Raw genomic sequence first — 8,835 nt, forward strand, 5'->3', positions numbered from 1 at the left:
CCTCCGAGCGGGCCGCCGGGGTCCGCGGTGCGGCGGCCGGGGCCGGCGCCGGCGCCGACTCCGTCGAGCAGGTGCTGTGCGCACTGTTCGGGGAGGTGATCGGCCTCGACGGGCCGGTGGCCCCGGACGCCAACTTCTTCTCCGAGGGCGGGCATTCCATGATGGGGGTGCGCCTGGTGAACCGGATCCGGGCCACGCTCGGTCTGGAGGCCCGGATCCGGGACCTGTTCCTCGCGCCGACCCCCGCCGAACTGGCACTGCGGCTGGGCCGGGAGGCCGCGCCGGCCGGGCGGCCCGCGCTGGTCCCGGCGGCGGACCGGCCGGAGCGGGTGCCGCTGTCGTACGCGCAGCGCCGGCTGTGGTTCGTGGACCAGCTCCAGGGGCCGGGCCGGTCGTACAACATCCCCTTCGCGCTGCGCCTGGAACGGCCCCTGGACCCGGCGGTGCTGGCGGACGCGCTGGCCGACGTCGCCGAGCGGCACGAGGTGCTGCGCACGGTGTACCCGGCGGTCGACGGCCGGCCGTACCAGCGGGTGTGCGAGGGGGCGCGGCCCCCGCTGGACCTGGTCACCGCGCCGGAGGGGGGTCTGGAGGCGGCGGTGGACGCGGCCGCCGGGCACGTGTTCGCGCTGGCGACCGACCTTCCGCTGCGGGCCACGCTGATCGGCTGCGGGGAGGAGCAGGTCCTGGTGGTGCTGGTCCACCACATCGCCGCCGACGGCTGGTCCGCGGGGCCGCTGTTCGACGACCTGGCCGAGGCCTACGGGGCCCGGCTCGGCGGGTCGGCGCCCGGCTGGGAGCCGCTGCCGGTGCAGTACGCGGACTACACCCTGTGGGAGCGGGCCGCCCTGGAGGGCGGGGCCGCGGCCGGGCACCTGGCCTTCTGGGAGCGGACCCTGGCGGACGCCCCGCCGGTCCTGGAGCTGACCGCCGCCCGCACCAGGCCGGCCGAGGCCTCGCACCGGGGCTCGGCGACGCCCCTGGAGGTGGACGCCGCCACGCACGCCCGGCTGGAGCGCCTGGCCCTGGAGCACGGGACCACCCTGTTCACGGTGGTGCAGGCGGCCCTGGCCGCGACCCTGACCCGACACGGCGCGGGCACCGACCTGCCGCTGGGCACGGTGGTCGCGGGCCGTGACGACGAGGCCCTGAACGACCTGGTCGGCTTCTTCGTCAACACGCTCGTGCTGCGCTGCGACACCTCCGGGAACCCGCGCTTCTCCGAGCTGGTCGGCCGGGTCCGGGAGACGGGACTGGCCGCCTACGCCCACCAGGAGCTCCCCTTCGACCTGGTCGTCGAGCACCTCAACCCGCAGCGCTCCACGGCCCGCCACCCGCTGGTACAGGTGATCGTGCAGGTGCATCCGGCGGAGCCGACCGCCCCGGCGGGCGGAGCCCTGGCCGGGACCCCGCTGGGGGCGGACTCCGGGTTCACCAAGTTCGACCTGACCCTGTCGCTGCGCGAGACCCGGGACGCGGACGGGGCCCCGGGCGGGCTGGAGGGCGTACTGGAGTACGCGACCGACCTGTACGACCCGGGCACGGCGGCGGTGCTCGCCGGGCACGTGGCGCGCACCCTGCGGGAGGTGGCGGCGGATCCCGAGCAGCGGATCGGGGACGTACGGCTGCTGTCGCCCGGGGAGGGGCTGCGGCTGGCCGCCTACAACGACACCGCCGTCCCGGGCGCCGCGTGCGGCCTGGCGCACGAACGGTTCGCGGAGCAGGCCCGGCGCACACCGGGGCGGACCGCCGTCTCCTACGAGGACGAGACCCTGACCTACGCCGAGCTGGACGCGCGGGCCAACGCGCTGGCGCACCGGCTGGTCGAGGCGGGCGTGGGCCGCGACGCGGCGGTGGGACTGCTGCTGGAGCGCACCCCGTACCTGCTGGTGGCAGCGCTGGCGGTGCTCAAGTGCGGGGCGGCGTACGTACCGCTGGACCCGCGGCTGCCCGAGGCCCGGGTGGACATGATCATGGAGGACGTGGGCGCGCGGGTGCTGCTGGTCCGGGAGGAGCACGCGGAGCTGCCCCAGGTCGCCCGGCAACTCGCCGACGGTGTGAGGGCGTTGTCGGTGGACACCCCGGTGGCGGGCTATCCGGGCACGGATCCGGGGATCGCGGTGGGCGAGGACGCCCTGATGTACGTGATGTTCACCTCCGGGTCCACGGGCCGCCCCAAGGGGGTCGGCGTCACCCACCGCAACGTGGTGGAGCTGGTCACCGACCGCTGCTGGGACCTGGCCCACCACCGCCGGATGCTGGTCCATTCGGCGATCGGCTTCGACGCCTCCACCTACGAGCTGTGGGTCCCGCTGCTCAACGGTGGCCAGTTGGTGATCGCCCCGGGCGACGGCACCGACGTCGCCGAGCTGGACCACACGATCCGCACGCACGAGGTCTCGGCGGCCTACTTCACCATGGGGCTCTTCCACGTCATGGCGGACGAGGGCCTGGACACCCTCAAGCTCCTCGACGAGGTGTGGACCGGCGGGGACGTCGCGTCCCCGAGTGCGCTCCAGCGGGTCCTGGAGCACTGCCCGGAGACCGTGCTCGTCCACTCGTACGGCCCGACCGAGACCACCTTCGCTTCGCACCACCAGCGCTTCCCGCTCACCGAGCGGGAGGTGCGCGGGGTGTACCTGGGAGCGGCCCTGGACAACACCCGGGTGCACGTCCTGGACGAGCGGCTGCGGCCCGTCCCGGTGGGCGTCCCCGGCGAGATGTACATCGCCGGTACGCAGGTGGCCCGCGGTTACGTCGGCCGGCCCGGCCTGACGGCCGAGCGGTTCGTCGCGGACCCCTTCGCCGCGGACGGCGGCCGGATGTACCGCACGGGCGACCTGGTGCACTGGACGGCCGGGGGCGAACTGCGGTTCATCGGGCGGGCCGACGGCCAGATCAAGCTGCGCGGCTTCCGCATCGAGCCCGGTGAGATCGAGGAGACCCTCGCCCGCCATCCCGGGGTCGGGCAGGTCGCCGTGGTGGTCTTCGAGGACGGACCGGGCGGCAAGCGCCTGGTCGCCTACGCCGTCCCGCGGGCCGGGCACACCCTGACGGAGGCCGCCCTGCTGCGCTGGGCGGCGGACGAACTGCCCGAGCACATGGTCCCGTCGGCGGCGGTGCTCCTGGACGCCATCCCGCTCACCGTCAACGGCAAGCCCGACCGGGCGGCCCTGCCGGCGCCGGCCGTGGCACCGCGCGGCACCGGGCGGGCGGCGCGCACCCCGCGCGAGGAGGTGCTGTGCGGGCTGTTCGCCGAGATCCTGGGGGTGGACCGGGTCGGCATCGACGACAACTTCTTCGCGCTGGGCGGGCATTCGCTGCTCGGGGTGCGGCTGGTGAGCCGGATGCGGACCGTCCTCGGGCTGGAGCGCGGCGTGCGGGACCTGTTCCGCACGCCGACGGTGGCCGGGCTGCTGGGCGACGAACCGAGCGGCTTCGACCCGATGGGGGTGGTGCTGCCGCTCCAGCCGGGGGGTGCGCGGCCACCGCTGTTCTGCGTCCACCCGGGGACGGGCGTGGGCTGGCCGTACGCGGGCCTGACCCGGCATCTGGGGCCGGACCAGCCGTTGTACGCGATCCAGGCGCGGGCCCTGAGCGAGCTGGGGCACTCCCCCGCGTCCGTGGAGGAGATGGTGGAGGACTACCTCCCGCTGATCCGGGAGGTGCAGCCGCACGGCCCGTACCGCTTCCTGGGCTGGTCGTTCGGCGGTACGGTCGCCCACGCGCTCGCCGTCCGCCTCGCCGCCCTGGGCGAACGCACCGACCTCCTCGCGATGATGGACGTGCACCTCCTGCCGACCGAGCCCGAGCGGCGCCGGATGACCCCGGCGCAGAAGCGGGACATGCTCGTCGGCGACGCCACCGACGAGCCCGAGGACGCCCCGTTCGACGTGGACGCGCTGATCGGGCTGGTCCGGCTGAAGGACCCGGTCCTCGGCGCCTTCTCCGACGCGGAGATCCGCTCGGTCATCGGCGCCTCGATCAACCACGCCGAAATCATGAACCTGTACGCCCCGCGCCCGGTCGCCACCGATCTTCTCTTCCTGGCGGCCATCGAGGACGGGGAAACGGAAAACACCCTCGCCCAGAACTGGATTCCCTATGTGGACGGCAGCGTGGAAAATCACGTCATCGGCGTCCCGCACACCAGAATGGGCGAGCCGGAACCTCTCGCACTGATCGGCCGCATCCTTTCCGAGAAACTGAGGAGCCTGTCATGACCAATCCTTTCGACGACACCGAGGGCACCTTCCACGTCGTGGTAAACGCCGAGGGCCAGCACGCCCTGTGGCCCGTGTTCGCCCAGGTCCCGGGCGGCTGGGAGGTGGTGTGGGGCGAGGGGACGCGGGCGGACGCCCTCGCGTACGTCGAGGCGAACTGGACGGACATCCGCCCCAGGACCCTGGTCGACCAGTACGCCCGCTGACCCGTTCAGGAAATCGGTTCAGGAAAGCCGTGTCCCGCACCGCGGGGCACGGCTTTCCGCATTCTCCGCCGAGCCGCAGATCCGCCCGGCAATTCCCCGATACTGCCGCAGCAACTTCCCCTCGGCGGGTCCCGCGCTTCCTATATTCCTCGTATGCGACGACGTAATATGCACATCCTGCTGAGCGGTACGGCATCGGATTCGCACACCTGGAACCTCGTCTACCTCCAGCTCTTCCTGGAGGAGCTGGGACACCGGGTCCACAACCTGGGCCCCTGCGTGCCGGACGGCCTGCTGGCCGGCGCCTGCGCCGCCGACGGGCCCGGCCGGCCCGACCTGGTGGTCCTCAGCAGCGTGAACGGACACGGCTACCGGGACGGGCTCGGCGCCGTCCTGGCCCTGCGCCGGGCCGGCGTGACCCTGCCCGTCGTCATCGGCGGGAAGCTGGGCGTCGCCGGGGTCCCGGACCCCCGCCTGCGCCGGCGGCTCCTCGACGCGGGCTGCGACGCCGTCTTCGACGACGGGGACACCGGCGCCCTGCGGGACTTCCTCGACCTCCTCGCGGGCGGCGGCCGGGCCGCCCGGCAGGCCGTGGCATGAGCGGCGGCGCCACCCTCCTGGCCCCCTCGGCCGCACGGGAACCGGCCGCCCCCGACACCTCCTTCGGTGGATTCGTCGCCCGCGCGGCCGCCTCCGGACAGCTCGTCGTCCAGCCCCGCATGGGCTTCGGCGACCCGGAACGGATGCGGGACGGGCTGGAGCGCACCAAGGACGCCGTCGCCACCACCGTCGGCACCCTCACCATCGACAGCTACACCCGGGTCGGCGATCAGGACGCCGCCCGCGCCGCACTCGCCGAGGGCACCCCGCTCAACGGCTACCCCATCACCACCCACTCCAGCGGCCTCACGCGGGCCCTGCTGGAGGGCGTACGCGGCCCGGCGTTCCCCGTCCAGGTCCGGCACGGCTCCTCACGCCCCGAAGCCATCGTCCGGGCCCTGGCCGCCGCCGGACTGGACGCCACCGAGGGCGGTCCGGTCTCCTACTGCCTGCCCTACGGGCGCACCCCGCTCGCCGAGTCCGTGGAGAACTGGGCCCGCTCCTGCGAACTGCTGGCCGAGCTGGTCCCCGCCCCGCGGGTGGCGCACCTGGAGAGCTTCGGCGGCTGCATGCTCGGCCAGCTCTGCCCTCCCGGACTGCTGGTGGCCCTGAGCCTGCTGGAAGGACTGTTCTTCGTCCGGCACGGCATCCGCAGCGTCTCCCTCAGCTACGCCCAGCAGACCGACCCCGCGCAGGACGAGGAGGCGGTCCGCGCCCTGCGCCGCCTCGCCGCCGAGTTCCTGCCGGCGGGCGTGGACCGGCACGTCGTCCTCTACACCTACATGGGCGTCTTCCCGCGGACCGCGCGCGGCGCGACCCGGCTGCTGGAGGCCTCGGCCCGGCTCGCCGTACGGGCCGGGGCGCAGCGGCTGATCGTGAAGACCGCCGCCGAGGCGCACCGGATACCGACCGTGCGGGAGAACGTACGGGCCCTGGAGACGGCCGCGGCCACCGCAGCCCTGTGCGAGCGCCCCGCCGATCCGCCCGGCCCGGCCGACGGCGAGGTGTACCGGGAGGCCCGCGCCTTCGTGGAGGCCGTGCTGGACCTGGCCGAGGACCCGGGGCGGGCGCTGCGCACCGCGTTCGCGCGGGGCGTGCTCGACGTCCCGTACTGCCTGCACCCCGACAACGCGGGCCGCTCGCGCAGCTTCGTCGACGCGGACGGGCGGCTGCGCTGGTCCGAGGTCGGGGCGATGCCGGTGGCCCCGTACCGCAACGCGCCGCCGGGCCGGGCCCTGACCGCGGACGGGCTGCTGGTGGCGCTGGGCTCGGTGGCCCGGCGCCACGACGGACCCCGGGCCCGCGCGTGAACACGGCGCAGCACGGCCCCACCCCCACCCCCACCACCCCCTCCGGACGATCGGAAGTCGACATGGACCCGCACACCCCTCCCCCGCTCGGTGAGCACCTGCGGTCGCCGCGGCTGCGCTCCGCGATGCTCGTGCAGCAGGAAGTCCTCGACGCGGCACGCCGGTTCCTGCGCGGCGCCGGATTCGTGGAGCTGCTGCCGCCGCTGGTCGGACCGGTCACCGACCCCGGCGGGCGCGGCGCGAAGGCACTCGACGTGGACTACTACGGGCAGCCGTACAAGCTGATGACCAGCGCGATCCTCTACAAGCAGGCCTCGCTGAGGGGCTTCCCCAGACTCTTCTACATCGCCCCGAACGTCCGGGTGGAGCCGCCGGAGACGGCCGGCACCGGCCGGCACCTGGTGGAGTTCCACCAGATCGACGTGGAGATGGCGGGCGGCACCCGGCAGGACGCGCAGGAGGTCGCGGCCGGACTGCTGACCCACGTGGTGGAGCACGTGTGGACGACGGTGCCCCACCTCCTGCGCGAACTGGGCCGCGAGGAACTGGACTTCGCGGAGCTGCGGCAGGGCAAGTTCGACGCGCTGACCCACGCGGAGGCCGTGGCCCGGCTGACCGCGCACGGCCATCCGCAGAGCCCCGACGCGGAGATCGACTGGGCGGGCGAGAAGGTGCTCTCCCTGGAGGCGGACCGGCCGTTCTTCGTCAACGACTACCCCAAGGGATCGCGCGGCTTCTACGACCGCGAGGACCCCGAACAGCCGGGCGTGCTGCGCAACTTCGACCTGATCGCGCACGGCGGATACGGGGAGCTGGTCAGCGGCAGCGAGCGGGAGAGCCGGTACGCGGCGATCGTGACCCGGATGCGGGAGAGCGGCGAGAACCCGGCCAAGTACGCCTGGTACCTGGAGCTGGCCCGGGAGGGCATCGAACCCAGCGCCGGCTTCGGCATGGGCCTCCAGCGCCTCGTCCGGTTCCTGACCGGCCTGGACGCGCTGTGGCAGGTCAGCGCCTACCCGAAGCTGCCGGGGGTGATCGCGCCGTGAGCGGGCTTCGGGCGGACGGGTTCCCGCAGGAGGCGGTACGGGCCCGGGCGCGGGCGGGAACGGCCGAGGTGTTCCCGCCGGCCGGGGAGTACGGGGCCGCGCTGTTCGGGGCGGCCCCGGCTCCGGACCCGGCGGACGCGCTGGACGAACTGCGGCTGGTGCCACCGGTGTTCATGCCGAGGCGGCTGGAGAAGCTCATCGACCTGGGACGGGAGCCCTCGTACGAGGACGTGGACCTGCGCACCGGGATCGGCGGGTTCACCGCGCGGCTCCCGCTGTACCTGTCGGCCTTCGGTTCCACCCGGGCCGGCAGCGGCGACCTCGGCCTGGCCGCCGCCCGGCAGGCGGCCCGGCTCGGGATCCCGATGGTGATCGGCGAGAACATGGTCCCCGTGCACGGCTACGGCAGCAGCTCGGCGCTGCTGGAGCGGGTGGCCGCGTACGCCGGGGAACTCCCCGACGGGGTGGGCGGGGTGGTGGTGCAGCAGTCCACCGAGGACGCCGACTCCGAGGTGTGGAACCTCCTCTACAGCGACCCCGGCAGCCGCCCGCTGCGCGACTCGGGCCGCCTCGGCTTCGAACTGAAGGCGGGCCAGGGCGCGAAGCCGGGCCTCGGCGGGATGACCGTGGTCGGCGCGGCGGAAGCCGACCGCCTCGGCGGGCGGTTCGCGGTACGGGACCTGCTGGGCGACCCCGACGGGCGGCTGCTGCGGTGCGCGACCCCGGGGACCTTCACCGAGGAGATCGTGCGCCAGCAGCTGCGGTTCATGCGGAACAACTTCCCGCTGGCCCGCACCTGGGTGAAGTTCCACCCGGGCCGCGACATCGCCCGCGCGGCCGCCACCGCCTGGGCGGCGGGCGCGGACGCCGTCACCGTCGACGGCGCGGAGGGCGGCACCGGCTGGGCGCCCCGGGTGTTCCTGGAGGCGGCCGGGCTGCCGCTGGGCGAATGCCTGCGCCGCATCGGCAGCCCGGCCGGCGACCTGCTCGCCTCGGGCCGGATGTGGGAGGGCGGCCGCGCCGTGCGGGCCCTGGCACTGGGGGCCACGGCCGTGGGCCTGGGCCGGGCCGCGCTGCTCGCCGTCGACGAGGACCCCGCGTCGGGGCTGGTCCGGCTGGTGGAGGCCCTCGCCCTGGAGGTGCGGCTGCTGGTCAGCGCGGTCGGCAAGTACCGCCCGGCCGACCTCTCCCCCGAGGACCTCTGGTCCCCCCGCACCCCGGCGCCCGGCCCGGCCCCGCTGCCGGTCCCGGAGCCCTCGTGAACCCCCGCCCGGCGGGGCCCGCCGGGCGCCCTGCGGGCAGCCGTCGGGGCGGGGTCGTAAAGGCGCGGTTCCGGTTCGGGGAGGTGCCCGGGGTCACCCTGGCGCCCTCGCCCTCCCGCTCCCCCGGCCCCGGTTCCGCGACCGGCCGCGCCGCCGGCCCCGGCGCCCGTACGGCCCGCGCCACCGCC

The 8,835-nt window shown here is 74.9% G+C and carries 6 protein-coding genes; all 6 read left to right on the forward strand.

Annotated features, from left to right (window positions below; all coding sequences use genetic code 11):
- Positions 1-4,223 (forward strand): amino acid adenylation domain-containing protein (locus ACEPPI_RS38605; protein WP_373919931.1); only part of this gene is annotated, 4,223 nt, incomplete at its 5' end.
- Positions 4,220-4,429 (forward strand): MbtH family protein, encoded by a 210-nt coding sequence (locus ACEPPI_RS38610; protein WP_356215889.1) that lies wholly within the window; start codon positions 4,220-4,222, stop codon positions 4,427-4,429. The genes ACEPPI_RS38605 and ACEPPI_RS38610, both read left to right, overlap by 4 nt.
- A gap of 168 nt (positions 4,430-4,597) precedes the next feature.
- Positions 4,598-5,029: a cobalamin B12-binding domain-containing protein gene (locus ACEPPI_RS38615; RefSeq protein ID WP_373919934.1), complete on the forward strand. Its 432-nt coding sequence runs from the start codon at positions 4,598-4,600 to the stop codon at positions 5,027-5,029.
- Positions 5,026-6,339 (forward strand): methylaspartate mutase, encoded by a 1,314-nt coding sequence (locus ACEPPI_RS38620; RefSeq protein WP_373919932.1) that lies wholly within the window; start codon positions 5,026-5,028, stop codon positions 6,337-6,339. Before ACEPPI_RS38615 ends, ACEPPI_RS38620 begins: the two co-directional genes overlap by 4 nt.
- 62 nt (positions 6,340-6,401) lie before the next feature.
- Positions 6,402-7,385 (forward strand): asparagine synthetase A, encoded by a 984-nt coding sequence (locus ACEPPI_RS38625; protein ID WP_373919935.1) that lies wholly within the window; start codon positions 6,402-6,404, stop codon positions 7,383-7,385.
- On the forward strand, positions 7,382-8,647 hold the full coding sequence (locus ACEPPI_RS38630; RefSeq protein ID WP_373919933.1) for a glutamate synthase-related protein: 1,266 nt from the start codon (positions 7,382-7,384) through the stop codon (positions 8,645-8,647). The genes ACEPPI_RS38625 and ACEPPI_RS38630 overlap by 4 nt, the downstream gene beginning before the upstream one ends.
- Positions 8,648-8,835: the final 188 nt, after the last annotated feature.

The organism is Streptomyces sp. AB3(2024), from assembly GCF_041862025.1.
Lineage (GTDB): Bacteria > Actinomycetota > Actinomycetes > Streptomycetales > Streptomycetaceae > Streptomyces.

What these genes read in the sequence shown, in the direction of transcription:
- ACEPPI_RS38610 (WP_356215889.1), top strand. Translation starts at nt 4,220, where the DNA reads ATGACCAATCCTTTCGACGACACCGAGGGCACCTTCCACGTCGTGGTA.
- ACEPPI_RS38625 (WP_373919935.1), top strand. Translation starts at nt 6,402, where the DNA reads ATGGACCCGCACACCCCTCCCCCGCTCGGTGAGCACCTGCGGTCGCCG.
- ACEPPI_RS38620 (WP_373919932.1), top strand. Translation starts at nt 5,026, where the DNA reads ATGAGCGGCGGCGCCACCCTCCTGGCCCCCTCGGCCGCACGGGAACCG.
- ACEPPI_RS38615 (WP_373919934.1), top strand. Translation starts at nt 4,598, where the DNA reads ATGCACATCCTGCTGAGCGGTACGGCATCGGATTCGCACACCTGGAAC.